Raw genomic sequence first — 26,574 nt, 5'->3', positions numbered from 1 at the left:
CTTTTGATTTTAACACAAGTGCCGGTTTTATGCTACACCGCCGTCTCTTATGATGATATAAATTAAATAAGCAACATAAAGAGCCAACATCAAAATACCATGTGGGCGAGTAAGCTTTTTCTTTTTAGCACAAATAATCCATACAATCGCTGAAAATGCAATAAGAATAAATGCATCAATTGCATTTACTGTAAGGTAATTCATAGGAGAGATGGCAGCTGCTGTTCCAAGAATCAGTAAGACATTAAATACATTCGAACCAACAACATTTCCTATAGCCATATCAAGCTCATTTTTCCTAGCTGCAACAACAGATGTTACAAGTTCTGGAAGGGATGTGCCAAGGGCCACAATTGTAAGACCAACAAGTGTCTCTGACATGCCAAACTTAAGAGCAAGAGTAGAGCATGAGCTAACAACCCAGTCTCCACCAAACTTAATAGCTACAGCACCACCAATAATATAAACAATACATCTCCATACAGGAATGTCTACTATTTCTGCCTCTTCATCATTTTCTGCTGCTTCCTTGCGAGATTTCTTTGCTGCCTTAAGCATGCTGTACAAGAAATATGCAAAAGCAACTAAAAGAATTATGCCATCAATATGTCCTACTGAATGACCAATAAGTCCCATAGCTACAAGGGCTATCACACAGCCAACAGAAAATGGAAAATCCTTCTTTATTGTGTCATCTGCTACATCAAGAGCTGAGAACAATGCACAGCTACCAAGCACAACCATAAGATTGAAAATATTAGAACCAACAACATTTCCTATAGCTAACTGGTTGCTTCCGGCAATGGAAGCTGTAACAGATACAGAAAGCTCTGGAAGAGAAGTACCCATGGCTACGATTGTCATACCGATAACAAGAGCTGGCACATGAAGCTTTTTAGCAACTGCAGATGCTCCTTCTACAAAAAAGTCAGCACCCTTAATCAAAAATACAAAACCTACCAACAGAAGTATCAATGCCCCTGGTATTGTTGAAAAAAATGTAACCATAATATCCTCCTAAAATCCAAGTGTAATTCCCATTGTATGTTCAAGCAAAATTTTAACGCCAAGGAAAATCAAAATCCCTCCACCTACTAGCTGAGCTTTTGCCTTAAACTTACTTCCAAATATATTTCCAACATAAACGCCACCTGTTGATATTGCAAATGTTGTGGCACCTATGATTGCTATAGCTCTTATTATATTGAATCCGTCATAGAAAGAAAATGTAATTCCACAAGCAAGAGCATCTATGCTAGTTGCAATTGCAAGTAAAGTAAGCTCCTTTAAATCAAGTGGTGGATCCATTTCTGTAGCACAGTCTTTATCCTTCCATTCTCCAATAGCTTCCACTATCATTTTACCGCCAACATAGAGAAGCAAAATAAATGCAACCCAGTGGTCATAAGCAACAATCATCTTTGCAAATGTGTTCCCAAGAATAAACCCTAGTAACGGCATCAAGGCCTGAAAGCCTCCGAAGAATAAAGCAATCAAAAAACATTGCTTTTTGTTTACTTTTTTCATGGCAAGTCCCTTGCAAATAGCTACTGCAAAAGCATCCATAGATAATCCAACTCCGAACAAGAAAATATCAAATACTGTCATTTTGTCTCCTTATACATTTCCTTTCATACCAAAAAAGACCCACGTGCAACCAAAGGTTACACGTGAGTCTCACTATTTAATGATTGCCAGGTTATAAAAACCGAGTCTGTTGACAAGCAACGTATCAAAATACGCTAGCTACTCCCTCACGAGATGTATACAATATACTAAATTATCTCGCAATATGCAATACTAGGATTTAATTGCTCCATCAACAAGACCACCCATAATTTGCTTTTGTGCAAATAAGAACAGAATAATCATTGGGATGATTGCAAGAAATGCTGCTGTAAGTATCAAATCCCACTGTTTTACATAGGAGCCAATAAATGCCTGTACTGCCACAGGAAGTGTTTTTACCTTTCCATTGTGACCAAGCATCAGTGATGGAAGAAGATAATCGTTCCATATCCACATACCATTTAATATTGTCACCGTAACAATTGGTGGCTTAAGCAGTGGAAGAATGATTCTAAAATAAATTCCCTCTGGTGAACAACCATCGATGGAGGCAGCTTCTTCCAGCTCAAATGGAATTGTTTTAATAAATCCATTTAAGATAAAAACTGTCATTGCCCCGCCGAAACCAAGGTAAGCAAATACAATGCCAGGGAAGGATTGAAGCATTGTGATTTCAAGAAATTTTCCTACATCTCTAAATGTAGAAATTAGCGGAAGCATTACAACCTGGAATGGGATAATCATTGATGCAATAAAAACCATGTAAATAAGCGCAGACCATTTTGTTTTATTTCTACAGATTACCCAAGCTGCCATTCCACCAAACAGTGCAAGTAAAACAAGGGAAAACACTGTTACAATAGCGGATGTTGCAAAAGCTGACCAAAAGCTAAAATTGGTATTATTAATTACCGAGGTCAGGTTGTTTATTAACTTTTCAAATGACATATTTGCAAGGCTTACAGGATTGCTAACTATATCATTTACATTTCTAAATACATTTATAACTATAAGGAAAAATGGAAATATAACTAAGATTGCAATGATAATTACAACTATTCTTATTATCAGGTCCAATACTGTTAATTTTTTTACCATTACATCTCCACCTCCCTCTTATTTGATACTCTTACTTGAATTATTGAAACTATTGAAAGAATGATGAAGAATAGCACTGCCTTGGCCTGACCTAGGGCATAGCTATTTTTTGTAATGGCTGTATTGTAAATATTAAGAGCAAGCATCTGTGTTCCATTTGTCAGATATTGTCCCATGAAATTTACTGAGCCTGTTCCATTAGTAAGTGCCATGTTTACATCAAACTGCTTGAATGCAGATTGTAATGTAAGGAATGTACATATAGTTATTGTAGATGCAATCATTGGAAGCTTTATTTTAAAGAATGTCTGCACAGAAGTTGCTCCATCAATTGATGCTGCCTCGATTACATCTGATGGGACAGTAGTAAGTCCCGTAATATAAATCATCATTATGTATCCTGCATATTGCCATATATATACAATGACAATGGCTAAAAATGCTGTGTTATATTTTGAAAGCATTGAGCTATTGTATTCAAATAATTGAAGGGTCCAATTTAAAACAACATTGTTAAACACAAACTGCCAAATATAACCAAGAACAATGCCACCTATTAAATTTGGTATAAAATATGCGGCTCTAAAAAATCCCACGCCTTTTATTTTGCTGGTGCAAAGTACAGCAAGTGCAAGGCCAATAACATTTACAGCTATCATATTAATCACTACAAAAAGAACTGTTATGATAAGTGACCATAGGAAACTTATCTCTGTAAACATAGCCTTGTAATTATCAAGCCCTACGAATCTTGTTAACCTAATTCCATTCCAATCTGTTGTAGAGTAAAAAAGTCCTAATCCAAATGGAATGATTACTGTCACAACAAAGCAAAACAAAAGTGGAAATAAGAAAATGAAATTTATAATTCCTTTATGATACTTTTGCGTTGGATAAATATATAATCCCCCCAGAAAAGCTATAACTCCAACTATCAATAGCTCTCCTCTAAATGTATTGTCAGCTCCCATTATGTCCATTATTAGAGCTGAGATAATTCCAAAGCAGCCCGCCGCTAGTAAAACTAATGACAGAGGTTTTTTATTATCTTTATTCATGCCATTATCCCCCACGAAATTCAATATGAGATGGAAAGCCGTTTTCATGCTTTCCATCTCATAGGTTTTATTTACTGAGCATATGCGTTTTCAGTTACCTGCTTGAATGTTTCAATAAATTCATCCTTACTGAGTGTACCTGATGCAAAATCAGCAAATACCTGACCTGTATAGTTCTGTGAATATCCATCTGTCATTTCAAGCCAGTGCCAAGCTGATGTTTTACCTGCTAAAGTATAGCTACTGATTGTGCCTGCAAATGGGTCGTTAGCAACAAATTTGCATGACTTGTATGGGCTGATAAATCCAGCTTCCATTACAAGAACTTCCTGTGCTTCTTCGCCTGCCATCCACTGTAAGAATGCCTCAGCCTCAGCTACATTACCATCCTTGTAAACTGCCCACCATGAAGGTGAATTTGTAAGAATAGTGTCCATTCCTTCTTCAAATGCATAAGGAATCATTCCACATTCAAAATTGTGAGCTTCTGCATAAGCATCTGCATCATCACCAGTCATTGTTGCGCCAATCCAAGAACCCTGTGTTACGAATGCATATTTTCCTGAAGCAAAATTGAGAATCTGCTGGTCATAAGTACCTGATACTAAAAGTGACTGATCAGAATATTCATTGAAAAGCTCTACCATGTCTGCGAAAGCAGCAAATCTTTCATCATCAATCTTTCCACCGTCACTTAACATATCGATATATGTTCTGTCTTCTCTATCAAGTCCAGAATCAAGATATGTTCCAAAAAGATGATTTCCTGTAGACCAATAGAGATTTACAGGCTCTGCGAAGTAACCAATTACTGCTGTAAGTCCAAGTTCATCCTTCTTTGAGTCGATTGTTTCAAATGCCTGTCTCATTGACTCTGGACCTGTAATAGATGCTGGATCTACCCCTGCTTTAGCTAATATATCTGCATTATAGGCAAGACCAACTGCTTCTGTTGTGTAAGGGAAACCAACTACGCCCTCATCACTTGTAAATGCTGCATCAGTGTCTTGTACCCATTCCTGGTCAGACATATCCTGAAGTAATCCATCCCAGTTATCAAAATCTGCTGCACCGCCACATACAAAAATATCTGGCATGTTGTCTGACTGGTAATAAGCTTTTAATTCACCCTGGATATCGATTCCTCCTCCCATAGATTCGATTTCCACATGTACACCAGTCTCTTTTTCATACATCTCGGCAAGCTTCTTTAACTGAGAATCTACCTCGATTTTTCCGTTGACTAATCGGATTGTTTTTCCTGTGTCACCTCCTGCAGTACCGCCTTCAGTTGCCCCTCCGCAACCTACTAAGCTGGCCCCCATTAGTCCAACTAATAACAGTGATAATAATCTCTCTTTCATACCAATACCTCTCCTTCATTTTTTATTTTTAGAGCTTTTGCTCATTGGTACCTATTATTCAATCTCCCATACTCCTGCAAACCACTGACGAAGAAACATCTCATCTGATAGTTCACTTGACTCGTAATTGCTAATCAGACAGGCCTTTTCTTTTACATCAAGTGGAAGAGTGTAATCAATTATTCTGTCACTTAGATTACAAATAACTAGAAGCTTTCTATCCCCATAGCTTCTGGTATATGAAAATACATTTTCGTCATCCTTGTCTAAAAGCTCGTAGTCGCCGTAGACAATTACTTCCGACCAATCACTCTTTCTTCGAAGCCCGATTAGTTTCTGGTAAAAATAAAACACTGAGTATTCATCAGCCAACTCGTCTTTGGCATTGATAAAAGTGTAGTTTGGATTAACCTTTATCCAAGGTGTTCCTGTTGTAAATCCTGCTTCATGACTTTTATCCCATTGCATTGGAGTTCTTGCATTGTCACGACCCTTTGCTCTAACACCTTTCATCAGCTCTTCAGCTGTCATGTATCCGCCGCCTACTAATTCTTTGTATGCATTTAGAATTTCGATATCCCTACAATCGTCTATTGTCCTAAATGGATAGTTTGTCATTCCAAGTTCTTCTCCTTGATAGATATAAGGTGTACCTTTCATCATGTGAAGAACTGTTGCTATACATTTAGCTGATAAAGAAGAATCATCTCCTAGGCGAGATACAATTCTAGGCTGATCGTGATTATCCCAATAAAGTGAATTCCAAGCCTTTCCTTCTAGCTCATACTGCCATTTGCTCAAATTTTCTTTAAGCTCAGGTAAGTTAAATCTCTTTGTAGTCCACTTGCCGCCATTTTCATAATCTAAGCTAGTATGCTCAAACTGGAAAACCATGTTAAGCTCTGAACCATCTATATTTGCATATTTTTTTGCTTCATCTATTGTGACTCCCGCGCATTCGCCAACTGTAATCAGGTCATATTTTGAAAGCACTCGCTTTCTCATTTCCTGCAAATAATCATGTACCTTTGGACCATTTGTAGTATTTGACAAGTCTCCATAAAGAGCACCTTTTGACTGGTTTCCATCTGGAAGACCTGGCACCTTTGATATCATGGAAATTACATCCATTCTGAATCCATCGATACCTTTTTTGCACCACCAGTCCATCATGCTAAATACTTCATCCCTGACTTTTTCATTGTCCCAATTCAAATCAGGTTGCTTTTTTGAAAAGCAGTGAAGATAGTACATATTTGTTTTTTCATCATATTCCCAAGCAGAACCGGAGAAACATGAACCCCAATTGTTTGGCTCCTTACCATTTTTTGGTTCTCTCCAGATGTAGTAATCTCTTTTAGGATTATCCTTTGAAGATCTGCTTTCCACAAACCATTTATGTTCATCAGAAGTATGATTAACTACCAAGTCCATTACGATTTTTATTCCATGTTCGTGAGCCTCTTTTAAGACAGCGTCAAAATCTTCCATGGTTCCAAAATCATCCATAATATCCTGATAATCTGATATATCATAACCATTATCATCATTAGGTGACTTGTAAATTGGGCTGAGCCAAATCACATTTATTCCTAGCTTCTGTAAATAATCAAGCTTACTTCTAATACCATTTAAATCACCAACACCATCACCATTAGAATCACAAAATGATCTAGGGTAAATTTGGTATATAACACTTTCTTTCCACCAAGCCTTTTCCATTTAGTCCTCCTTTAGTTATACGAATAACCTTGTAACTAAAAATTAACCCAAGCATTTGCTTGGGTCAAAGGTTATGCACATAACTATTACTATGTGCCATATTTACTTTTTGAATTTTATTAATTATTTACAACGACTTGCATGACTGCCTCACGATGAGTTCAACTGGCAGTTTTATGTTATGTTCCACTGGCTTATTCTTAATCATTCTCATCATGCTATCTACAGCCATCTCTGCTTTCATCTGCACATCCTGCCTGATTGTAGTAAGCTCTGGACTGGATATTTTTGAAAAGAAAATATCATCATAACCTGCTACAGAAATATCATCTGGAACCTTTTTTCCATGCTCATTCAAATACTTGATTAATCTAAGAGCATAGAAGTCGGAGTTGCAAAATACTGCAGTCTTTTCCATTAGCTTTGGATAAAATCTATCTAGTCCCTCTTGTAATTCTTCGGTTTTTATATTGATGATAAAATGTGAGTCTTCGTCTATGTTAATTCCATTATCCAAAAACGCTTGCCTAAAACCTCGCCATCTATGGCGTGTCTCCTCCTCGTCATTATCATCTAGCATTGCTACATTTCTGTGATTGATGGATACAAAATACTGTCCGATTTTATATCCTCCCAGATAATCATCTATAAATACCTGAACCATCTTATCGTATTCATGGATGAAGGCTGCATCTATAGTGACAATTGGCTTAACGAATTCTCGGCTGATTGCAATCATATTCTCTTTTGTATAATTGCTTAGGATTAATCCATCTAAGTTCCAGCGCAGAGCATCTTTCACAACTTTCTCAGGGGACTGGTCTAGTATGATTAGGATGTATTTATCCCTTTTTCTAAACTCCTTCTCCAAGTAGGAAAAGAGAATACTAAAATAAGGGTCCCCCATAATATCCTTTTTTTCACTGGTATTCATAACAGCTACACCTATCAATCCTGAGCATCTGCTTACAAGATTAATAGCAGATTGATTTGTTATGTACCCCGTTTCTGCTATCTCTGCCTCGATTCGCTCCCGTACTTCCTTAGAGACTTTTTCATGCTTACCATGTATCACGTAAGAAACTGTCGCTGTACTAACCCCACAAGTCTTAGCAATATCTTTTATTCTTACCATAACATTCTCCTCCTTGTTTTTAGTTATACGCATAACTTATTTACCTGTCAATATTTTTATGTTAGCTTTTACTTAGATTTACTGATAGGAGAAAGGTGATATGGAAAAAAAGTGGTGGCATAACAAAGTTGCTTATCAAATCTACCCAAAGAGTTTCTACGATACTAATGGGGATGGTATAGGAGATATAAATGGAGTCATTGAAAAGCTTGATTATTTCAAGGAGCTTGGTATTGACATTCTTTGGCTTTCACCAATTTATTGCTCTCCCTTAGCTGATCAGGGATATGATATTTCGGATTACTATAATATCGATCCTCGATTTGGAACTCTAGAAGATTTAGATAGATTAATCGCAGAGGGCAAAAAGAGAAACATTGGAATTGTAATGGACCTTGTTGTAAACCATTGTTCCGATGAGCATGAGTGGTTTAAAAAGGCATGCGCTGATCCTGATGGTGAATATGGAAAATATTTTTACATTGAAAATCACAAAGACGGAGAGCCATTACCTTGTAACTGGCGCAGTTATTTTGGTGGCAGCGTGTGGGATAAATTACCAGGTCATGATGATAAAATCTATCTTCACGTATTTCACAAAAAGCAGCCTGATTTAAATTGGGAAAATCCAAAGCTTCGTCGAGAAATCTATAAAATGATTAACTGGTGGCTTGATAGGGGAATAGCTGGTTTTAGAATAGATGCCATTATAAATATAAAAAAGAAACTGCCATTTTCAGATTATCCTGCTGACAGGGATGATGGTATGACATCTATGAATAATATGCTGGCAGAGGCTTCTGGAATCGGTGAATTCCTAGATGAGATGGCTACTGAAACATTTAGAAAATATCAGGCTTTCTCTGTGGGAGAGGTGTTCAATGAAAAGGACGAGGAGCTTCCTCTTTTCATTGGTAACGATGGATATTTTTCTACTATGTTTGATTTTTCAGCTGAGCTGATAGAAGAGGAGATGACACCTGATTTATACAAGAACGCCATCTTCAAAGCTCATGAGAGAGTAGAGGGCATTGGTTTTCTTTCAAATATAATTGAAAATCATGATGAGCCACGAGGGGTTTCTAGATTTATTCCAAAAGATGCTTTATCTGATGCTACCAAAAAAATGTTGGCTGCAATCTATTTCCTTCTTCCTGGTATTCCTTTTATCTATCAGGGTCAGGAGATAGGTATGGAAAATCTTGATTCAGTAAATGATTTAAATGAATTGGATGACTGCGCTAATGCTGACATCTATGAAAATGCTATCCATGAGGGACTGTCAAAAGAACAAGCACTTCAACTACTTGCTGAGAAATCTAGAGATAATGCAAGAACTCCATTTCAATGGTCAGATGGTGCTAATGCTGGATTTACAACAGGCAAACCATGGTTAATGATTAACCCTAAATATACAGATATTAACTATGCTTCTCAAAAGGATGACCCTAATTCTGTATGGAATTTTTATAAAAACCTTATCGCTCTTAGGAAAAACCCAGAATATGAATCAACATTTGTTTATGGCAAATTTATTCCTTTCTTGAAAAGACAACATAACCTCATTGCCTATAACAGAGTTGGAGATAAGCATATTATGGTTTTGGCTAATTTTCAGAAGGATGCCCAGACTATCAGTCTTCCTTCTAAAATTAAAAAGGTCTTGCTTACAAATGTAAGCAAAACCCCTGATAACTTTTCATCTACAAGCACAGAAATTGTGCTCTCTCCTTATGAATTGTTAGTTGTTGAAATGGTTTAGATACGGGCATCATTTAGACCATTTCTTATAAATTGAATTCACTATGAAAAAGCTTGCGATTCCTCCACAGATTCCTATTATGGAGCCAGCTAGCACATCTGTAGGCCAATGTACAAAAACATACAAGCGGCTTACAGCAATCAGTGTTGCTAGCACAAGGGATGGAATTCCAAGCTTTTTATCTCTAGTAAAGATAGCAGTTGCAACCGCATAGCTTGCATTGGAATGACCTGATGGGAAAGAGTAGTCATGTGGTATGCTAACTAGCATCTCAATTTCTTCTATCCAGCAAGGTCTACTTCTCATAATCCCTGGCTTTAAAATTATGTTACAAATAAATGCTGTAAGGACCAGCGCTATAGCTGCCTGTACTCCTGTTTTCCTCTTAGCAGGAATTATTAGAAGTATAATTGTAAGTCCTATCCAAAATAATCCTGCATTTCCAAGCACTGTAATCTTAGGAAATATAAAATCTAAAAAATCATTTCTTATACTCTGAAACCAGTGAAGTAAATCCATTTCCCATTGGTAATAAAAGACCTGTCCTACGTTGTCCATATAATCTTTCCTCCTGAGAGGCAATTATAATACATATTTTTTGTAGTCTCAATAAAAAAGAGCTTAGATTTCTCTAAGCTCTAAATATCTGTTAGCACTCAATTTTGCAGAATGACTTCTTGCCCTTCTTAAGCATAAACTCTTCGGCAAAAGCTGACTTCTCATAAGATGTGAATGGATCTGAAACCTTTTCTCCGTTTACAGAAACACCGCCCTGCTGTACATTACGACGTGCCTCAGCACGGCTAGCAGAAAGACCTGCAGATACGAGAATCTGAAGAATGTCTACCTTACCATCTCTGAAGTCCTCATCAGCAAGCTTGTGACATGGTACATTCTCTGAGTTAGCTCCACCTGCGAAAAGTGCCTTTGAAGCCTCGCGAGCCTTATCAGCTTCCTCTGTACCGTGAACCATCTGTGTAAGCTCATAAGCAAGGATATCCTTAGCCTCGTTGAGCTGTGCTCCCTCCCAGCTATCCATCTTCTGGATTTCCTCGATAGGAAGGAATGTAAGCATACGGATGCACTTAAGAACATCTGCATCACCAACATTTCTCCAGTACTGGTAGAACTCAAATGGTGAAGTCTTGTTAGGATCAAGCCATACTGCATTACCAGCTGTCTTACCCATTTTCTTACCCTGTGAATCAGTGAGGAGAGTAATAGTCATAGCATGAGCATCCTTACCAAGCTTACGTCTGATAAGCTCTGTACCACCAAGCATGTTTGACCACTGGTCATCACCACCAAACTCAAGGTTGCAGTTGTATTTCTGGAACATGTAATAGAAGTCATAAGACTGCATAATCATGTAGTTAAACTCAAGGAATGAAAGACCCTTCTCCATACGCTGCTTGTAGCACTCAGCACGAAGCATGTTGTTAACTGAGAAGCATGCGCCTACCTCTCTAAGAAGGTCTACATAGTTAAGATTGAGCAACCAATCTGCATTATTAACCATAAGTGCCTTATCATCAGAGAAATCGATGAATCTCTCCATCTGACGCTTGAAGCACTCAGCATTGTGATCGATGTCCTCACGTGTGAGCATCTTTCTCATATCTGTACGGCCTGATGGGTCACCAATCATAGTAGTACCACCACCAATAAGAGCTATTGGCTTATTGCCTGCCATCTGAAGTCTCTTCATAAGAGTAAGAGCCATAAAATGTCCAGCTGTAAGGCTGTCTGCAGTACAATCGAAGCCGATATAGAAAGTTGCCTTGCCCTCATTTATTAATTTTTTGATTTCTTCCTCATTTGTTGTCTGAGCAATGAGGCCTCGAGCTACCAGCTCATCATAAATTGTCATTGCATTTCCTCCTTACAATTCTTCTATACTCATAAATATTATTCAGCATACATTCACAAAATCGCCGTTTCACTGCTTTCCTTTTGTTCATGTATCTCGGTAAATAAAAAATAATAACAAAATCCCTCGCCCCCATTTTCTAGGGTCGAGGGATTTAAATTAGAGGTGCCAACCAGATTTGAACTGGTGATAGAGGTGTTGCAGACCTTTGCCTTACCACTTGGCTATGGCACCATATTATAAAAAGTAAACGGAGAAGGAGGGATTTGAACCCTCGCGCCGGTTGCCCGACCTACACCCTTAGCAGGGGCGCCTCTTCGGCCTCTTGAGTACTTCTCCAAAGTTGTAGGTAAATTACTTTAATTTGTTTCGACGCAAGTGTTATTCTACTAGAGTATAGGGCTCTTGTCAACAAAAAAATAGGGAAATCTTAGCGATTTCCCCAAGTTTTTTAATAGTTATTAATTTGCTGTTTTCTTAGCGTACATGAAGTAAATATTCATGTTAGTTGTAGCATATACACCCTCTACATTAGACTTCTGAAGATAGATGTGGTTGTAGTAGTATACAGGTACAACTGCGTATGTGCTCATAAGCATATCCTCTGCCTTGTGCATGAGCTCAGCACGCTTAGCATAATCTGTCTCTACATAAATCTCCTGGATAAGCTCATCATACTCTGTCCAATCTGGAGCCTGTGGTGTTGGGTTCTTACCAAGCTGCATATCGTTGTTTCCGCCGTATGATACCCACATCTCAAGCATGTTGATTGGATCGTTGAAATCTGCAATCCATCCCTCACGAGCGATATCAAACTTACCAGCTTTTCTATCCTCAAGGAATACGTTCCAGTCCTCAGTCTCAACCTTTACCTGAATACCAACCTTGCCCCAATCCTGCTGGATAAGTGCTGCAACACCTTCGTGTGTTGTAGATGGGTTTGTAAGGTATGTTACCTCAAGTGCTGGAGAGATGTCGTATGTGCCATCACCCTTATCTGTGAATGAATAGCCACAGTCCTCAAGAAGCTTAACAGCCTCTTCTACATTGCCTGCACCTGTTGTAGTAGCATCATAGTAGCCAGCATCAGCTGCTTCAAATACACCACCATTACCATCAGCCATTCCATCAGGAATGAATGTATCAGCAGGCGTCTTTTCTGTAGGCTCAACTGTATCTACAATCCACTGACGGTCAATAAGAAGTGAAAGAGCCTGACGCATCTTTGCTGCCTGCTCTGGTGTAAGACCATCAAAAATATCTGAATTTACATTAAATCCAACATAGTATGTTCCAAGTGAATCAAGTACGTGGAACTCTGGGTTACCCTTAAGTGACTCAATCTCGTCAGAAGGAATCTTCTGATCTACGAAATCAAGGTCGCCATTGTTGTATGCAGCGTAGATTGCTGTATCGTCATCTGAAAGCATGAACTCAAGCTTCTCAAGAGAAACATCGTCTGCTCTGTAGAAGTTAGGGTTCTTTGTATAAACCATTGATTCATTGTGCTTCCACTCTGAAAGTGTAAATGCACCATTACATACGAATCCAGGATTCTGTGCCCAAGCACCTGGTGCTGTGCCATCTGGATTTGCTGCCTCAACATCTGGCTGGTAAACTGGCAAGAATGTTGGGAATGCAAGAAGATCGTAGAAGTAAGCACATGGAGCGTTTAATTCTACTTCAAGTGTATAGTCATCTGTTGCTTCAACCTTAAGTGTTCCATCTTCATTTGTTGCGATAGGTGCAAACATGTAAGAGTAGTCAGCTGCTGTCTCAGGTGCTACTGCACGGTTCCAGCTGTATACGAAATCGTTAGCTGTAAGCTCTTCACCGTTTGACCACTTTGACTCGATGAGCTTGAATGTGTAATGAAGTCCATCCTCTGAAATCTCTGGCTCACCATCAGCAAGTGCTGGTACGCAGTTGTTGTTCTCATCGAGGGTATAAAGTCCTACGAATGAGTTAAGTGCAAGTGCTGCACCATCAGTTGATGAGTTAAGTGTTGGATCAAGATAATCTGGCTCTGATCCAAGAAGTACTTTAAGAGTTGTTGTGTCTGTGTTGATTTTTGTAGCTTCTACGGTTGTATTTCCATCACCATTATTTGATGATGAAGGCTTCTGACCTTTGTTACCGCATGCTACGATGCTTGTTGCCATTGAAGCAACAAGAAGAACTGCTAAGAGTTTCTTTTTCATGCTTCTTTCTCCTTTAATCTTAATTATTTATTCTAAACCCCTTCTTGGTTTAAAATCTATTTATTCCAGCATGCTACAAAATGTCTGTCTCCTCTATCAGTAAGTGGTGGCATCTCACATGCACACTGCTCAGTAGCATACTTACATCTTGTTCTAAATGGACATCCACTTGGCATCTTTAGAGGACTTGGAACATCACCCTCAAGAATGATTCTCTTACTATTTCTAGCTGTCTCAGGATCTGGAATAGGTACAGCTGAAAGAAGAGAAAGTGTATATGGATGTACTGGATTATTATTTAAATCATCTGCATCTGCGATCTCCATTATGTGACCTAAGTACATAACAGCAATTCTATCTGAAATATGATGTACAACTAAAAGGTCATGGGCGATAAATAAGTAAGCAACTCCAAGCTTTTCTTGGATTTCCTCAAACATATTTACAACCTGTGCCTGAATTGAAACATCAAGTGCTGATACAGGCTCATCACATACGATGAACTTTGGATCTACAGCAAGTGCTCGTGCAATACCGATACGCTGTCTCTGTCCACCAGAAAACTCATGTGCATAACGCATTGCATGCTCAGCATTAAGTCCTACAGTCTCCATAAGTGACAATATTTTGTCACGACGCTCGCCCTTTGAAGAGTAGAGCTTATGTACATCGAGAGGCTCACCGATAATGTCCTCAACTGTCATTCTAGGATCAAGAGATGAATATGGATCCTGGAATACCATCTGCATCTGCTTACGATATGGATGCATATCTACGTCAATTTTCTTTTCACTGTCGAAAAGAACTTCTCCATCAAATACGATACGTCCGGCTGTTGGCTGATAAAGACGAAGGAGAGTACGACCAACTGTTGTCTTACCACATCCTGACTCACCAACAAGTCCTAATGTCTCACCTGGCTTAATTGCAAATGAAATGTCATCTACAGCCTTAAGTGGTACCTTTCTAAATCCTTCCTTTACTGGAAAGTACTGCTTTAAATGTTCTACCTCAAGGAGGTATTTTTCTTCACTCATTCTATGCCTCCTTACTATTTTCAAACGCTTCTTTTACATTCATCCAGCAGCTTGCAAGATGAGTGTCGCCAACACGGATTTCCTCTGGTACCTCTGTAAGACAAATCTTCATAGCCTCATCGCAGCGAGGGCAGAAAGCACAACCTGCAGGCATGTTAAGAAGATTGATAGGAGTACCACCGATTGGCACAAGCTTTTTATTCATATTTTCTTTACGTGGAATTGAACGAAGCAATCCCTTTGTATATTCGTGAGCTGGGGCATAGAAGATATCGTCTGCTGTACCTCTCTCACAAACTCGGCCACCATACATAACCATAATCTCATCACACATAGATGCGATAACACCAAGGTCATGGGTAACCATAATAATTGCCATTCCAAGCTCCTTCTGAAGCTTCTGCATAAGCTCAAGAATCTGTGCTTGAATTGTAACGTCAAGCGCTGTTGTTGGCTCATCAGCAATAAGAATATCTGGCTCACAAGCAAGGGCCATGGCAATCATGTCACGCTGTCTCATACCGCCTGAATGCTCATGTGGATACTGATGAATTCTTTTCTCTGGGTCATTAACACCAACTAACTTTAAAAGCTCAATTGCTCTTTCTCTTGCCTGGGCCCTATTTTTATTTGTGTGAAGCATGATTGCTTCTTCAAGCTGATACCCAACTGTAAATACTGGGTTTAAGCTTGTCATAGGATCCTGGAAGATGATAGAGCATTTGCTTCCTCTAAACTTCTGCATCTCTTTTTCAGAGTATTTTGTAATATCCTCACCCTTGTAAAGCACTTCACCTGAAGTGATACGTCCTGTCTGAGCAAGGATCTGCATAATCGAATAAGCTGTAACTGATTTACCTGAACCTGACTCACCTACGATTCCAAGAGTCTTACCTGGCTCAAGCTTAAAATTAATACCGTTTACTGCCTTGACCTCACCTGAATCTGTAAAAAAGCTTGTATGGAGGTCATTTACTTCTAAAACATATTTTGAATCTGCCATAATTTCCTCCTAATTAATCAAGCTTTGTATCGAATGCATCTCTAAGACCATCACCTAAAAGGTTGAGTGCAAGTACGATTAAGCAAATAATAACTGCTGGAATTACAAGTCTTGCTGGATAAGACTGCATACCGGCTCTTGCATCATTGGCAAGTGAACCAAGTGATGAAAGTGGAATAGAAACACCTAGTCCTAAGAATGACAAGTAGCTCTCTGTGAAGATAGCACTTGGAATCTGAAGGGCAGTAGTAATAATAATTACTGATAAGCAGTTTGGTAAAATATGTTTTGTTAAAATCTTGCGATTTGGTGTGCCAATACATTTAGCTGCAAGAACATACTCATTATTTTTAATAGTAAGAATCTGACCTCTGATAAGACGAGCCATGCTTACCCAATAAAGAAGACCAAATACAATAAACATAGAAATCATATTTGTTCCAAGTCTTGAAAATACTGTTCCTGCAAGTTTGCCTGCCAATACTTCCTTAAGTACAACCGACAAAAGAATAATAATTAGCATGTCAGGCAATGAATAAATAATATCTACGATCCTCATCATTACAAGGTCGATTTTGCCACCAAAATAACCTGCAACTGAACCATAAATGATACCAATGAGTACTACCATAAGTGCTGCAACAACACCTACTGCGAGTGAAACTCTTGTACCATAAATAACACGAATAAAGTAATCTCTACCGAGACCATCTGTACCAAAAATATGAGGGAATAAATCTTCACCTGTCTCTTCCATGTATGCAAGTTCCTTGTCGGAATAGCACATGAAATCAAGGTTTGTCATTGTCTTATCACGCTGTCCATTGACTGTTATGACCTCGTCATAGCTATATGGAACAAAGTGTGGTGCGATAAGAATTGCTAATATGATAGCAACAAGTACAACAATACTTCCCATTGCAAGTGGGTTCTTGCGAAGACGTCTCATACCATCCTTAAAGAAAGTAGTAGACTCACCCATAACGTCCTGCTGACGCTTTTCATCATCTGTAGCTTTCTCAAAATTGCTAGCGTTGAATTTTGATACATCAACTTGAGCAGAGAGGAAGCTTCTTTTCATTTCTTTATTATCCAAAATATTCTTCCTCCTAATCCAGTTTAATTCTAGGGTCAACAAGCTTGTATACAATATCAGTAAGCAAGTTTGCTACAACCATAAGCATAGCAAGGAAAATTGTAACTGCCATAATAGTTGGGTAATCTCTTGTTGAAATGGATGTTACAAATGTTGAGCCCAGACCACCTATTGTAAAAATGTTTTCTACAACCATAGAACCTGTAAGTATATAAGCTACCATTGGTCCTACATAGGTGATAACTGGAATAAGAGCATTTCTAAGTGCATGTACAAAGATAACTTTTGTTCTTGAAACACCTTTAGCTCTAGCTGTTCTGATGTAATCCTGATTTAAAGCATCAAGCATACTAGTCTTTGTAAGACGAGTAATATATGCCATTGGATACACTGCAAGTGCAATTACAGGAAGAGTGTAGTTAGGATTCTCAGATGAAAATACTGGGAACAAACCTAACTTCAAACAAAATACAAGTAATAAAAGTGTAGCAAGAACAAAGGAAGGCATAGCCGTTCCTAAAGTTGTAAAGAAAATTATAAGTCTGTCTGGTAATTTATTTCTGTTAAGTGCTGCAATAGCACCAAGAATAATACCAAAAATAATAGCAATTACTGCAGCTCTAAGACCTAAACCAGCTGAAACTGAGAATTTCTCAATCATATCATTCCAGATAGGACGACCTGATTTTGTTGAAATACCCCAATCTCCGTGAAGAAGGTTCTTCATATAGAGTCTGTATTGTTCTCCAAGTGGTTTATCCAAGTTATATCTAGCCTCTAACTGCTGGATAACCGCTGGATCTGTGGCCTTTTCCTTGTTAAAAGGGCCACCTGGAATAGCGTTCATAGCAAAAAATGTGATTAATGTAATTATCCATAGAGACACTATTGCCAGTAAAATTCGTTTTGAAATATACTTCGCCAAATCATTTATACTCCTTTTCTAATTTCTTTCTTTTATATTAAAAATCCCTTATTGATTAAAGAATTTATAATCTAGCGAACTCTTTGATTGCTGTCTCGTATAAGTTGTCCCCCTCAGAATCAACTACAACGATAACAGGAAAATCTTCCACATATAGCTTGCGGATTGCTTCTGCTCCAAGGTCGTCATAACAGATAACCTCAGATGATTTAATACATTTTGATAGGAGGGCACCGGCTCCTCCAACTGCTGCAAAATACACAGCCTTATTTCTAACAACAGCATCAATTACTTCTTTTGTTCTTTTGCCTTTACCAATCATGGCCTTAAGTCCAAGATCTAAAAGGCGTGGTGCGTATTTGTCCATACGACTTGCTGTTGTAGGTCCAGCCGAACCTATTGGTCTACCTTCTCTTGCTGGAGAAGGTCCCATGTAATAAATTGTTTCATTTTCTATTGGTATTGGTAGTTCTTCTCCCTTGTTAAGTGCCTCGTCCATTCGTTTATGGGCGGCATCTCTAGCAACATATATGTAACCTGTGATGTAACAATAGTCGCCTGCTGAAAGTTTTGATGTAACTTCTGATGTGATTGGTGTTGTTATTCTGTGTTCCATTACATTACCCTCGTTGTATGTCTATTAACGTGACAGCAAATATTAATTGCAACTGGAAGACCAGCTATATGAGTAGCATAGGTATTAATATTAACTGCTAGGGCAGTAGTAGTACCTCCAAGTCCACCTGGTCCAATGCCTAATTTATTGATCTTTTCAAGCATCTCATCCTCTAAATCCTTAACCCAAGGAATAGTTGGACGGTCTGAAAATTCTCTTGTAAGAGCTTTCTTAGCCATAAGTGCTGACTTTTCAAATGTACCTCCAATGCCAACACCAACAACCATTGGTGGACAAGCATTTGGTCCAGCATCCTTGACTGCTGTAAGGATTGCATCCTTCACACCCTCTATTCCGTCTGCCGGCTTTAGCATAAAGACACGGCTCATATTCTCAGAGCCAAATCCCTTTGGAGCTATTGTTATCTTAAGCTCATCTCCAGGCACAATATCGTAATGTATTACAGCTGGAGTATTGTCCTTTGTGTTAACTCTCTCTATTGGGTCACCTACAACTGACTTTCTAAGATAGCCATCTGTGTAACCTCTTCTTACGCCATCATTAATAGCATCTGTAAGAGAGCCACCCTCAATGTGGACATCCTGTCCAACTTCAACAAAGAAAACTGCCATACCTGTATCCTGGCAAATTGGAATCATTTCCTTGTCAGCAATATCTAAGTTTTCTTGAAGCTGGTTTAAAATTTTCTTTCCTAGCTCAGATTTCTCACTATTAGTAGCATTCTTAAGTGCAGAATTCATATCTTCTGAGAGATAATAATTTGCCTCGATGCACATCTCTTTTACGTTATCACTAATTGTAGTAGTATTTATTATCTTCATCACAATATCCTGTTATTACTTTAAATTATCACTGCTTTACATGACTAAAGCAAAATTTTTCAAAATAAAAAGGCTGCTATTTAAAGTAAATAACAGCCCCATTGCTATTAAAAGTTACCTGAATCTATGATTCGGTTGTTGAACCTTCATTTAATTCTTCAACCTCTTCTGACAGAATTGTATCACTTTTTCTAACTTTTGCAATACTAATTAGTTTAGTATTTTCTTTTAAGTCGATTAATTTAACTCCAGATGTAATTCTGCTAAGAAGTGTTGTACCTGCAACTTCTATTCTAATAATTGTTCCAGCAGTATTGATAAGCATTACCTCATCATCCTTCTCCACTGCCTTTGCACCAATCAGATTTCCTGTCTTTTCTGTAATCTTGTAACACTTAACACCCTTACCACCACGGTGGATTGTGTTGAACTCAGTCATAAGCGTACATTTACCAAGACCGTTTTCTGATACTGTCATCAAACTCTCACCCTGTGAGATAAGCTGCATGCCGATAATCTCATCATCAGCTGAAAGATTCATACCGATTACACCCATTGTAGCACGACCAGTTGCACGAACCTCAGTCTCTGAGAATCGAATTGCCTGACCATACTTTGTAACCATGATTACATCTTCATCCCCATCAGTTAACTTAACTTCAATAAGAGTATCATCGTCACGAAGTGTTATTGCTGTAAGACCATTCTTTCTGATATTTTCATATTCAGTAATCTTTGTCTTTTTAACAAATCCATCGGCTGTAGCCATGAAGAGGTATTTATCCTCATGATAATCCTCAACTGGTATCATAGCTGTGATTTTCTCATCTGGCTGAAGCTGAAGAATATTAACAATTGCAATTCCTCGGCTTGTTCGGCTAGACTCTGGAATCTCATATGCCTTTATTCGATATACTCGACCTTTATTTGTAAAGAAGAGGAGATAATCGTGTGACGACATCATGAGCATCTCTGTAACATAATCGTCATCGATTGTGTCCATACCCTTGATTCCCTTGCCACCTCTATGTTGAGCCTTAAAGTTGTCTTCATTCATACGCTTGATATATCCAAGCTTTGTAAATGTAACAACTGTGTTAGTTACAGGAATCATATCCTCCATGCTGATATCAAATTCATCAAATCCGATGCTAGTACGTCTATCATCGCCGTACTTATCAGCAATCTCTGTAATCTCAGTTTTGATAACTGCAAGAAGAACTTTTTCATCTGCAAGGATTGCCTTTAACTTACCGATAAGAATCTGTAAGTCATTGTACTCCTGCTGAATCTTGTCACGCTCCAAACCTGTGAGAGCACGAAGTCTCATGTCTACAATGGCCTGAGCCTGTGCATCTGAAAGACCAAAGCGTTCCATCAATGTAGCTTTTGCTGTAGCAACATCTGCAGAACTTCTGATAATCTGGATTACTTCATCGATATTATCAAGAGCGATGAGTAATCCTTCTAAAATATGAGCTCGCTCCTCAGCCTTGTTAAGCTCGTATTTTGTACGACGAGTAACAACATCCTTCTGATGATTGAGATAGTGTACAAGCATCTGCTTAAGATTAAGAATCTTTGGCTGATTATCAACAAGTGCAAGCATGATAACACCAAATGTATCCTGAAGCTGAGTGTGCTTGTAAAGCTGATTTAGAATGATGTTAGGATTAACATCACGTCTAAGCTCGATACAAATTCTCATACCTTCACGTGATGACTCATCTCTAAGATCTGTAATTCCATCGATTCGCTTATCCTTGTGAAGCTCGGCGATTTTTTCAATAAGTCGAGCCTTGTTTACCATGTAAGGAAGTTCTGTTACAACGATACGATTCTTACCGTTGTCCATTGGCTCGATTTCTGAAACGGCACGGACTCTGATCTTAGCACGACCTGTGCGGTATGCCTCTTCAATACCAGCCTTTCCAAGAATAACACCACCAGTTGGGAAATCTGGTCCCTTAACAATCTCAAGGATCTCATCGATTTCTGTATCTCTATCTTCTTCAATCTGATTGTCGATAATTTTATTAACAGCACCAATAACTTCTCTAAGATTATGAGGTGGAATATTGGTTGCCATACCTACGGCGATACCAGTTGTACCATTAACAAGTAGGTTAGGATAACGAGCTGGAAGAACTGTAGGCTCTTTTTCAGTCTCATCAAAGTTTGGCATAAAGTCAACGCCATCCATGTCAATATCTTTACCAGTGGTGAACTTGTCATCCTTGTAATTGATACCAAACATAGTCATGGAAATCTTTGAAAGGCGGGCCTCAGTATATCGCATGGCAGCTGCACCATCACCGTCCACAGAACCAAAGTTACCATGTCCGTCTACTAGTGGATAACGAGTGTTCCATTCCTGAGCCATGTTGACAAGTGCTCCGTAAATTGAGCTGTCACCATGTGGGTGATATTTACCCATTGTATCACCTACAATACGAGCACATTTTCTGTGTGGCTTGTCAGGACCATTGTTAAGCTCAATCATTGAGAAGAGAACTCTTCGCTGAACTGGCTTAAGACCATCTCTTACATCTGGTAGCGCACGAGAGGCAATTACACTCATGGCATAATCGATGTAGGATGTTTCCATTGTTTGTTTTAGGTCAACTTCATGAATATTATCAAAAATTTTGTCGTCCATAATAATCCTTTATCTTTGCTACTCGGGCGAAGCCCGAAATTTTTTTACAAATTTTAGATATCTAAGTTTTGTACGTACTTTGCATTAGCTTCGATGAATTCTCTACGTGGCTCTACCTTGTCACCCATGAGAGTAGAGAATGTAACATTGATTTCTGAAGCATCTTCATCATCAATAACTACACGCTTAAGAATTCTCTTTTCAGGATCCATTGTTGTCTCCCAAAGCTGCTCAGCATCCATCTCACCAAGTCCTTTGTATCGCTGAATCTTGTTAGAACTATCACGACCCACTTCAGTAAGAATCTGATTTAATTCCTCATCGGAATATGCATACCAAACTTTTTTGTTTTTCTCCAATTTGTAAAGTGGAGGAGTAGCTAGATATACATAGCCTTGCTTAATAAGCTCCGGCATAAATCTGTAAAGGAATGTAAGCATAAGTGTTGCAATGTGAGCACCATCAACATCGGCATCAGTCATGATAATAATCTTGTGATAACGAAGCTTTGAAATATCAAAGTCCTCATGAATTCCTGTACCGAAAGCTGTGATCATTGCCTTAATCTCGGCATTACCGTAGATTCTATCTTCGCGGGCTTTTTCTACATTAAGAATCTTTCCACGAAGTGGTAAAATTGCCTGAGTTGCACGGCTTCTTGCAGTCTTTGCAGAACCACCAGCGGAATCACCCTCTACGATAAAGATTTCGCAATTCTTTGGATCTTTATCTGAGCAATCCGCAAGCTTTCCTGGAAGAGACATTCCTTCTAATGCTGTTTTTCTACGAGTAAGATCGCGAGCTTTCCTAGCTGCTTCTCTTGCTCGCTGCGCAAGTAGCGATTTTTCGCAAATATTTTTAGCAATAGTAGGATTCTGCTCTAAAAACCACGTAAGCTGCTCTGATACGATAGCATCTACCGCTCCACGAGCCTCTGAGTTGCCAAGTTTTTGCTTAGTCTGACCTTCAAATTGAGGTTCTTCAATCTTGATAGAAATAATTGCTGTAAGACCCTCACGAATATCATCACCATCAAGCTGTGGATCAGAATCCTTTAGAATCTTGTAATCTCTAGCATATTTATTAAATACCTTTGTAAGAGCACCTCTAAAACCAGTAAGATGAGTACCACCTTCTGGGGTAACAATATTATTTACATAACTGTAGGCCTGATCCTGATATCCATCATTATGTTGCATTGCAACTTCAACATAGATATTGTCCTTTGTTCCTTCACAGTAAATAACTTCATCATAAAGTGCTTCGTTACCTCTGTTGATATATTGAACGAATTCCTTGATACCGCCTTCGTAATGGAAGCTTTCTTCTCTAGGTTCTTCTCCTCTTGTATCTGTAAGAGTAATTCTAAGACCCTTTGTAAGGAAGGCTGTCTCACGAAGTCTTACTTTTAATGTTTTAAAATCAAAAACAGTGGTCTCAAATATTGTGTCATCTGGTAAGAATGTAACTTTTGTACCTGTTTCAGATGCATCGCAAGTTCCAATCTCTTTAAGAGGATACATTGTCTTGCCACGTTCATAGCGCTGTTTGAAGATTTTGCCTTCTCGCTTAATCTCTACTTCAACCCAGTTGGAAAGTGCATTAACAACTGATGCACCTACACCATGAAGACCACCTGATACCTTGTAACCGCCACCGCCGAATTTACCACCGGCATGAAGTACTGTAAATACAACTTCAACCGCAGGAATTCCAGCTTTGCTGTTGATACCAGTAGGAATACCACGACCGTCATCAACTACTGTAATTGAATTGTCTGGATTAATAGTTACCTGAATATGAGTACAAAATCCTGCAAGTGCTTCATCAACTGCATTATCTACAATCTCATATACTAAATGATGAAGACCTCTTTCAGAGGTAGAACCAATATACATACCAGGACGCTTACGAACAGCTTCAAGTCCCTCTAAAATCTGTATTTGGTCTGCACCATATTCCTGATTAACTTCCTTACTCATTTAGTTCCTCCGTAATTAATTCTATAGAACCATCTGTTACCTTATAAACTGTGTTTAGCTTAAATCGATTTTTTACAAATTCATCAAGTCCAGTACAAGTAATGATAGTTTGTGTATCAAGTAAATTATCTAATAAATCACTTTGACGATTTTTATCAAGCTCAGATAAAACATCATCAAGGAGAAGTATTGGCTTGTCATTTATTGTATTTTCAACAAGTTTAATTTCTGAAAGTTTAAGTGAGAGAGCACAAGTACGTTGTTGACCCTGACTTCCAAATTTTCTAATATCTATTCCATCAACAGTTATCTTAATATCATCTCTATGAGGCCCTACTGAAGTCTGGCAAAATCTCATATCTTTTTCTTTATTTTTTACTAATTCATCAAGGAAAAAAATGTCCTCAATATTTGGATCATAACTTACATCTATATTTTCCTTACCTGATGTAATTTTAGAGTGGATATCTTTAACTATGATGTTGATATCATTAATAAATTGTTGACGTCTTGTTATTATCTTTTTGCCATATGTAATAAGCTGCTCATCCCATACTGGCAATGTCTCTTTTAAATCAGGTTTATAAATCATCTCTTTTAGTAGAGCATTTCTCTGATTTAAAGCTTTGTTATAATTTGTCAAATCTGAAAGATATATTTTATCTATTTGACAAAGTTCAGCATCCATGAATTTTCTTCTCTCAGCTGGACCATTTTTAATAATATTTAAATCTTCCGGTGAAAAGAAAATAATATTGATTAGACCAAATAAATCAGCGGCTTTTTTAATTGGAACTCTATTAATTGCAATACCTTTTGATTTATTTTTCTTAAGATGAATATCTATTTGATAGTCACGTTCATTTTTTGAAATGACCGTTTTAATATGACTCTCATTTTTATCAAATTTAATTATTTCTTTATCACGACTTCCTTTATGAGATTTGGTAGTACCACTCATATAGGCAGACTCTAAAATATTAGTCTTACCCTGGGCATTGTCGCCAAATAGAATAGTAGTATGTTCATCAAAATTAATATTTAACGAATCATAATTTCTAAAATTCTCTAGCTCAATGGATTTAATTATCATTAGTAACTGTTACGCTTTCTCCATTAAATTCAACAACATCACCAGGATAAACCTTTTTGCCTCGGCGAGTTTCAACTTCACCATTATATTTTACAAGTCCTTCTTCAATGACTTCTTTGGCCATAGCTCCAGACTCAACTAAATTAGCTAGCTTTAGTAGCTGTCCAAGTTTTATAAATTCATCTCTAATTTGAATAGTTTCCATTAATTAGCTCCTGGATTATTAAAGTTAACAGGAAGGACAATGTAAATATATGTACCTTCATCATCTTTAATGAAACATGGACTCTTTGCATTAAGCATGTAAAGATTTATTTCTTCATCATCAATTGCCTTAAGTGCATCCATCACAAATTTTGGATTAAAGCCAATCATGATGTCCTTACCTTCTTTAACAATATCAATATCTTCATTCATTGATCCAATAAATGAAGTAACTGAAAGTGACATTACATTATCAGAAACGTTAACAATGATTGGTTTCTTATCACCTTCGTTAACGATAGTATTTGCTCTATCAATACAATCAAGTAAATCTTTTTTATTGATTTTAACTTTTGTCTCATAATCAGCTGAAAGCATCTGCTCAATTTTAAAGAACTCACCCTGAATAATACGAGATACAACAGTAGTCTGATCAAATTCAAACACAATGTGATTATCAGTAACGAAAATATTTACAAAATCATCAACACCACCGTCAATGATTTTAATAATTTCATTAAGAGTATTCTTTGGAACAACAACATTAACATCATTTGTTGCATCCTTAAGATCAACATATCTAATAGAAACTCTGTGACCATCAAGTGCAACTGCTTTTAGCTTGCCATCTTTTATTTCTAAAAGCTCACCTGTCATCATCTTATTGTTATCTTTATCAGGAACAGTAAAGATAGTTTTTCTAATAATCTCTCTTAAAGTATATTGAGAAATAATGATTGGTTGATTTCTAGTAACAACTGGAATGTATGAGAAATCTTCTCCTGACTTACCTACATTGAAGAACTTTGCTTTTTCACAAGTAATCTTTGTATTAAATGAAGCATCTGTTTCTATAGTAACTTCATTATCAGGAAGCTTTCTTACAATATCAGAGAAAATCTTTGCATCAAGTGCTACAATTCCTCTTTCTTCAATAGTTCCATTTATAATTGTTTCAATTCCAAGTTCCATATTATTAGCAGTAAGCTTAATCTCTCCAGAAGATGCATCTATAAGAATGCATTCAAGAATAGCCATTGTAGTTTTGGTAGGAACTGCTTTTGAAACAAAGTTAACTCCTTTTAAAAGGTCTGCTTTTTGACATCTGATTTTCATTTGATTGCTCCCTTTCTTAACATAAAAAAATATAATTTATTTTCTAAGTACTATTCTTATAGGCTGTTGATATGTATATAAGTGTGAAACAGCAGTATTTACACGTAAAACGTGAAGGATAAGTGCTTAAAAATTTGTGAATTTATTATTGATAATCTATGGATAAAATGTGACCAAAATTTGTTTAAAATTTGTTTTTGTTTATTATCCGCATTTAATAAA

Annotated in this window: 22 protein-coding genes and 2 tRNA genes; 1 reads left to right on the top strand and 23 read right to left on the bottom strand. The window is 37.7% G+C overall.

Translation table 11 applies throughout. From position 1 onward, the window contains the following. Positions 1 to 27: 27 nt before the first annotated feature. From F0Q01_RS09365 to F0Q01_RS09335, 7 genes are all read right to left on the bottom strand, one after another. Positions 28 to 1,008, bottom strand: a complete 981-nt coding sequence (locus tag F0Q01_RS09365) for a calcium/sodium antiporter (protein WP_090488355.1) — start codon at positions 1,006 to 1,008, stop codon at positions 28 to 30. A gap of 9 nt (positions 1,009 to 1,017) precedes the next feature. Beyond that, positions 1,018 to 1,608: a manganese efflux pump MntP family protein gene (locus F0Q01_RS09360; protein ID WP_090488353.1), complete on the bottom strand. Its 591-nt coding sequence runs from the start codon at positions 1,606 to 1,608 to the stop codon at positions 1,018 to 1,020. 192 nt (positions 1,609 to 1,800) lie between these two features. Beyond that, positions 1,801 to 2,667 (bottom strand): carbohydrate ABC transporter permease, encoded by an 867-nt coding sequence (locus F0Q01_RS09355; protein WP_090488352.1) that lies wholly within the window; start codon positions 2,665 to 2,667, stop codon positions 1,801 to 1,803. Beyond that, on the bottom strand, positions 2,667 to 3,725 hold the full coding sequence (locus F0Q01_RS09350) for a carbohydrate ABC transporter permease (RefSeq protein ID WP_090488351.1): 1,059 nt from the start codon (positions 3,723 to 3,725) through the stop codon (positions 2,667 to 2,669). Before F0Q01_RS09350 ends, F0Q01_RS09355 begins: the two co-directional genes overlap by 1 nt. 71 nt (positions 3,726 to 3,796) lie before the next feature. Then, positions 3,797 to 5,089 (bottom strand): ABC transporter substrate-binding protein, encoded by a 1,293-nt coding sequence (locus tag F0Q01_RS09345; protein ID WP_090488350.1) that lies wholly within the window; start codon positions 5,087 to 5,089, stop codon positions 3,797 to 3,799. A gap of 54 nt (positions 5,090 to 5,143) precedes the next feature. Then, positions 5,144 to 6,811 (bottom strand): glycoside hydrolase family 13 protein, encoded by a 1,668-nt coding sequence (locus F0Q01_RS09340; RefSeq protein WP_090488349.1) that lies wholly within the window; start codon positions 6,809 to 6,811, stop codon positions 5,144 to 5,146. A 127-nt stretch (positions 6,812 to 6,938) separates the two neighbouring features. Continuing rightward, positions 6,939 to 7,946 (bottom strand): LacI family DNA-binding transcriptional regulator, encoded by a 1,008-nt coding sequence (locus tag F0Q01_RS09335; RefSeq protein ID WP_163927213.1) that lies wholly within the window; start codon positions 7,944 to 7,946, stop codon positions 6,939 to 6,941. A 100-nt stretch (positions 7,947 to 8,046) separates the two neighbouring features. Between F0Q01_RS09335 and F0Q01_RS09330 the strand changes: the two genes are divergently transcribed. Next, on the top strand, positions 8,047 to 9,708 hold the full coding sequence (locus F0Q01_RS09330; protein WP_090488347.1) for an alpha-glucosidase: 1,662 nt from the start codon (positions 8,047 to 8,049) through the stop codon (positions 9,706 to 9,708). Positions 9,709 to 9,717: 9 nt separating this feature from the next. Here F0Q01_RS09330 and F0Q01_RS09325 read toward each other — a convergent pair whose 3' ends face one another. The 16 genes from F0Q01_RS09325 to dnaN all read right to left on the bottom strand — a co-directional run bounded on the left by F0Q01_RS09325 (position 9,718) and on the right by dnaN (position 26,352). Further along, entirely contained in the window at positions 9,718 to 10,266 is a 549-nt protein-coding gene (locus tag F0Q01_RS09325; RefSeq protein WP_090488346.1) for a phosphatase PAP2 family protein, read from the bottom strand. Between the two features lie 91 nt (positions 10,267 to 10,357). Then, positions 10,358 to 11,578: a tyrosine--tRNA ligase gene (gene tyrS, locus F0Q01_RS09320; RefSeq protein ID WP_090153303.1), complete on the bottom strand. Its 1,221-nt coding sequence runs from the start codon at positions 11,576 to 11,578 to the stop codon at positions 10,358 to 10,360. Between the two features lie 163 nt (positions 11,579 to 11,741). Continuing rightward, a tRNA-Cys gene (locus tag F0Q01_RS09315) sits at positions 11,742 to 11,812 on the bottom strand. A gap of 17 nt (positions 11,813 to 11,829) precedes the next feature. Next, positions 11,830 to 11,917, bottom strand: a tRNA-Ser gene (locus F0Q01_RS09310). 122 nt (positions 11,918 to 12,039) lie between these two features. After that, a complete protein-coding gene (locus F0Q01_RS09305; protein WP_090488345.1) occupies positions 12,040 to 13,779 on the bottom strand; it encodes a peptide ABC transporter substrate-binding protein in 1,740 nt (579 codons plus the stop codon). A gap of 56 nt (positions 13,780 to 13,835) precedes the next feature. After that, positions 13,836 to 14,816, bottom strand: coding sequence for an ABC transporter ATP-binding protein (locus tag F0Q01_RS09300; RefSeq protein ID WP_090488344.1), 981 nt, complete (start codon positions 14,814 to 14,816; stop codon positions 13,836 to 13,838). Between the two features lies 1 nt (position 14,817). Next, positions 14,818 to 15,819 carry an ABC transporter ATP-binding protein gene (locus F0Q01_RS09295; RefSeq protein WP_090488343.1) on the bottom strand — a complete coding sequence of 334 codons (1,002 nt, stop codon included), beginning with the start codon at positions 15,817 to 15,819 and terminating at the stop codon, positions 14,818 to 14,820. A 13-nt stretch (positions 15,820 to 15,832) separates the two neighbouring features. Further along, positions 15,833 to 16,900 (bottom strand): ABC transporter permease, encoded by a 1,068-nt coding sequence (locus F0Q01_RS09290; protein ID WP_176753724.1) that lies wholly within the window; start codon positions 16,898 to 16,900, stop codon positions 15,833 to 15,835. A gap of 28 nt (positions 16,901 to 16,928) precedes the next feature. Next, positions 16,929 to 17,840 carry an ABC transporter permease gene (locus tag F0Q01_RS09285; protein WP_090488341.1) on the bottom strand — a complete coding sequence of 304 codons (912 nt, stop codon included), beginning with the start codon at positions 17,838 to 17,840 and terminating at the stop codon, positions 16,929 to 16,931. A 64-nt stretch (positions 17,841 to 17,904) separates the two neighbouring features. Continuing rightward, complete coding sequence (locus F0Q01_RS09280; protein ID WP_090488338.1) at positions 17,905 to 18,456, bottom strand: Fe-S-containing hydro-lyase; 552 nt, start codon at positions 18,454 to 18,456, stop codon at positions 17,905 to 17,907. Then, positions 18,456 to 19,298 (bottom strand): fumarate hydratase, encoded by an 843-nt coding sequence (locus F0Q01_RS09275; RefSeq protein WP_090153291.1) that lies wholly within the window; start codon positions 19,296 to 19,298, stop codon positions 18,456 to 18,458. Before F0Q01_RS09275 ends, F0Q01_RS09280 begins: the two co-directional genes overlap by 1 nt. 124 nt (positions 19,299 to 19,422) lie before the next feature. Beyond that, positions 19,423 to 21,957, bottom strand: a complete 2,535-nt coding sequence (gene gyrA / locus F0Q01_RS09270; RefSeq protein WP_090153289.1) for a DNA gyrase subunit A — start codon at positions 21,955 to 21,957, stop codon at positions 19,423 to 19,425. 53 nt (positions 21,958 to 22,010) lie between these two features. Next, the gene (gyrB, locus tag F0Q01_RS09265; protein WP_090153287.1) at positions 22,011 to 23,939 is read right to left on the bottom strand and encodes a DNA topoisomerase (ATP-hydrolyzing) subunit B; all 1,929 of its coding nucleotides are present in this window, start codon (positions 23,937 to 23,939) and stop codon (positions 22,011 to 22,013) included. Further along, the gene (gene recF, locus F0Q01_RS09260; RefSeq protein ID WP_090488336.1) at positions 23,932 to 25,032 is read right to left on the bottom strand and encodes a DNA replication/repair protein RecF; all 1,101 of its coding nucleotides are present in this window, start codon (positions 25,030 to 25,032) and stop codon (positions 23,932 to 23,934) included. Before recF ends, gyrB begins: the two co-directional genes overlap by 8 nt. After that, the gene (yaaA, locus tag F0Q01_RS09255; RefSeq protein WP_090488334.1) at positions 25,022 to 25,237 is read right to left on the bottom strand and encodes a S4 domain-containing protein YaaA; all 216 of its coding nucleotides are present in this window, start codon (positions 25,235 to 25,237) and stop codon (positions 25,022 to 25,024) included. The genes recF and yaaA overlap by 11 nt, the downstream gene beginning before the upstream one ends. After that, positions 25,237 to 26,352, bottom strand: a complete 1,116-nt coding sequence (dnaN, locus tag F0Q01_RS09250) for a DNA polymerase III subunit beta (RefSeq protein ID WP_090153280.1) — start codon at positions 26,350 to 26,352, stop codon at positions 25,237 to 25,239. The genes yaaA and dnaN overlap by 1 nt, the downstream gene beginning before the upstream one ends. Positions 26,353 to 26,574 lie beyond the last annotated feature (222 nt).

The sequence above is a fragment of the Pseudobutyrivibrio xylanivorans genome (assembly GCF_010906925.1).
Taxonomy (GTDB): Bacteria; Bacillota; Clostridia; order Lachnospirales; family Lachnospiraceae; genus Pseudobutyrivibrio.
This window is presented reverse-complemented; position numbering and strand designations above follow the sequence as displayed.

Bases quoted from the DNA above. Each gene is read 5' to 3' on its own strand.
- F0Q01_RS09345 (WP_090488350.1), bottom strand. From the start codon at position 5,089: ATGAAAGAGAGATTATTATCACTGTTATTAGTTGGACTAATGGGGGCC.
- F0Q01_RS09300 (WP_090488344.1), bottom strand. From the start codon at position 14,816: ATGAGTGAAGAAAAATACCTCCTTGAGGTAGAACATTTAAAGCAGTAC.
- gyrA (WP_090153289.1), bottom strand. From the start codon at position 21,957: ATGGACGACAAAATTTTTGATAATATTCATGAAGTTGACCTAAAACAA.
- F0Q01_RS09330 (WP_090488347.1), top strand. From the start codon at position 8,047: ATGGAAAAAAAGTGGTGGCATAACAAAGTTGCTTATCAAATCTACCCA.
- F0Q01_RS09305 (WP_090488345.1), bottom strand. From the start codon at position 13,779: ATGAAAAAGAAACTCTTAGCAGTTCTTCTTGTTGCTTCAATGGCAACA.
- F0Q01_RS09280 (WP_090488338.1), bottom strand. From the start codon at position 18,456: ATGGAACACAGAATAACAACACCAATCACATCAGAAGTTACATCAAAA.
- F0Q01_RS09325 (WP_090488346.1), bottom strand. From the start codon at position 10,266: ATGGACAACGTAGGACAGGTCTTTTATTACCAATGGGAAATGGATTTA.
- F0Q01_RS09335 (WP_163927213.1), bottom strand. From the start codon at position 7,946: ATGGTAAGAATAAAAGATATTGCTAAGACTTGTGGGGTTAGTACAGCG.
- tyrS (WP_090153303.1), bottom strand. From the start codon at position 11,578: ATGACAATTTATGATGAGCTGGTAGCTCGAGGCCTCATTGCTCAGACA.
- dnaN (WP_090153280.1), bottom strand. From the start codon at position 26,352: ATGAAAATCAGATGTCAAAAAGCAGACCTTTTAAAAGGAGTTAACTTT.
- F0Q01_RS09275 (WP_090153291.1), bottom strand. From the start codon at position 19,298: ATGAAGATAATAAATACTACTACAATTAGTGATAACGTAAAAGAGATG.
- F0Q01_RS09295 (WP_090488343.1), bottom strand. From the start codon at position 15,819: ATGGCAGATTCAAAATATGTTTTAGAAGTAAATGACCTCCATACAAGC.
- F0Q01_RS09365 (WP_090488355.1), bottom strand. From the start codon at position 1,008: ATGGTTACATTTTTTTCAACAATACCAGGGGCATTGATACTTCTGTTG.
- F0Q01_RS09350 (WP_090488351.1), bottom strand. From the start codon at position 3,725: ATGAATAAAGATAATAAAAAACCTCTGTCATTAGTTTTACTAGCGGCG.
- F0Q01_RS09340 (WP_090488349.1), bottom strand. From the start codon at position 6,811: ATGGAAAAGGCTTGGTGGAAAGAAAGTGTTATATACCAAATTTACCCT.
- F0Q01_RS09360 (WP_090488353.1), bottom strand. From the start codon at position 1,608: ATGACAGTATTTGATATTTTCTTGTTCGGAGTTGGATTATCTATGGAT.
- F0Q01_RS09355 (WP_090488352.1), bottom strand. From the start codon at position 2,667: ATGGTAAAAAAATTAACAGTATTGGACCTGATAATAAGAATAGTTGTA.
- F0Q01_RS09290 (WP_176753724.1), bottom strand. From the start codon at position 16,900: ATGAAAAGAAGCTTCCTCTCTGCTCAAGTTGATGTATCAAAATTCAAC.
- recF (WP_090488336.1), bottom strand. From the start codon at position 25,032: ATGATAATTAAATCCATTGAGCTAGAGAATTTTAGAAATTATGATTCG.
- gyrB (WP_090153287.1), bottom strand. From the start codon at position 23,939: ATGAGTAAGGAAGTTAATCAGGAATATGGTGCAGACCAAATACAGATT.
- yaaA (WP_090488334.1), bottom strand. From the start codon at position 25,237: ATGGAAACTATTCAAATTAGAGATGAATTTATAAAACTTGGACAGCTA.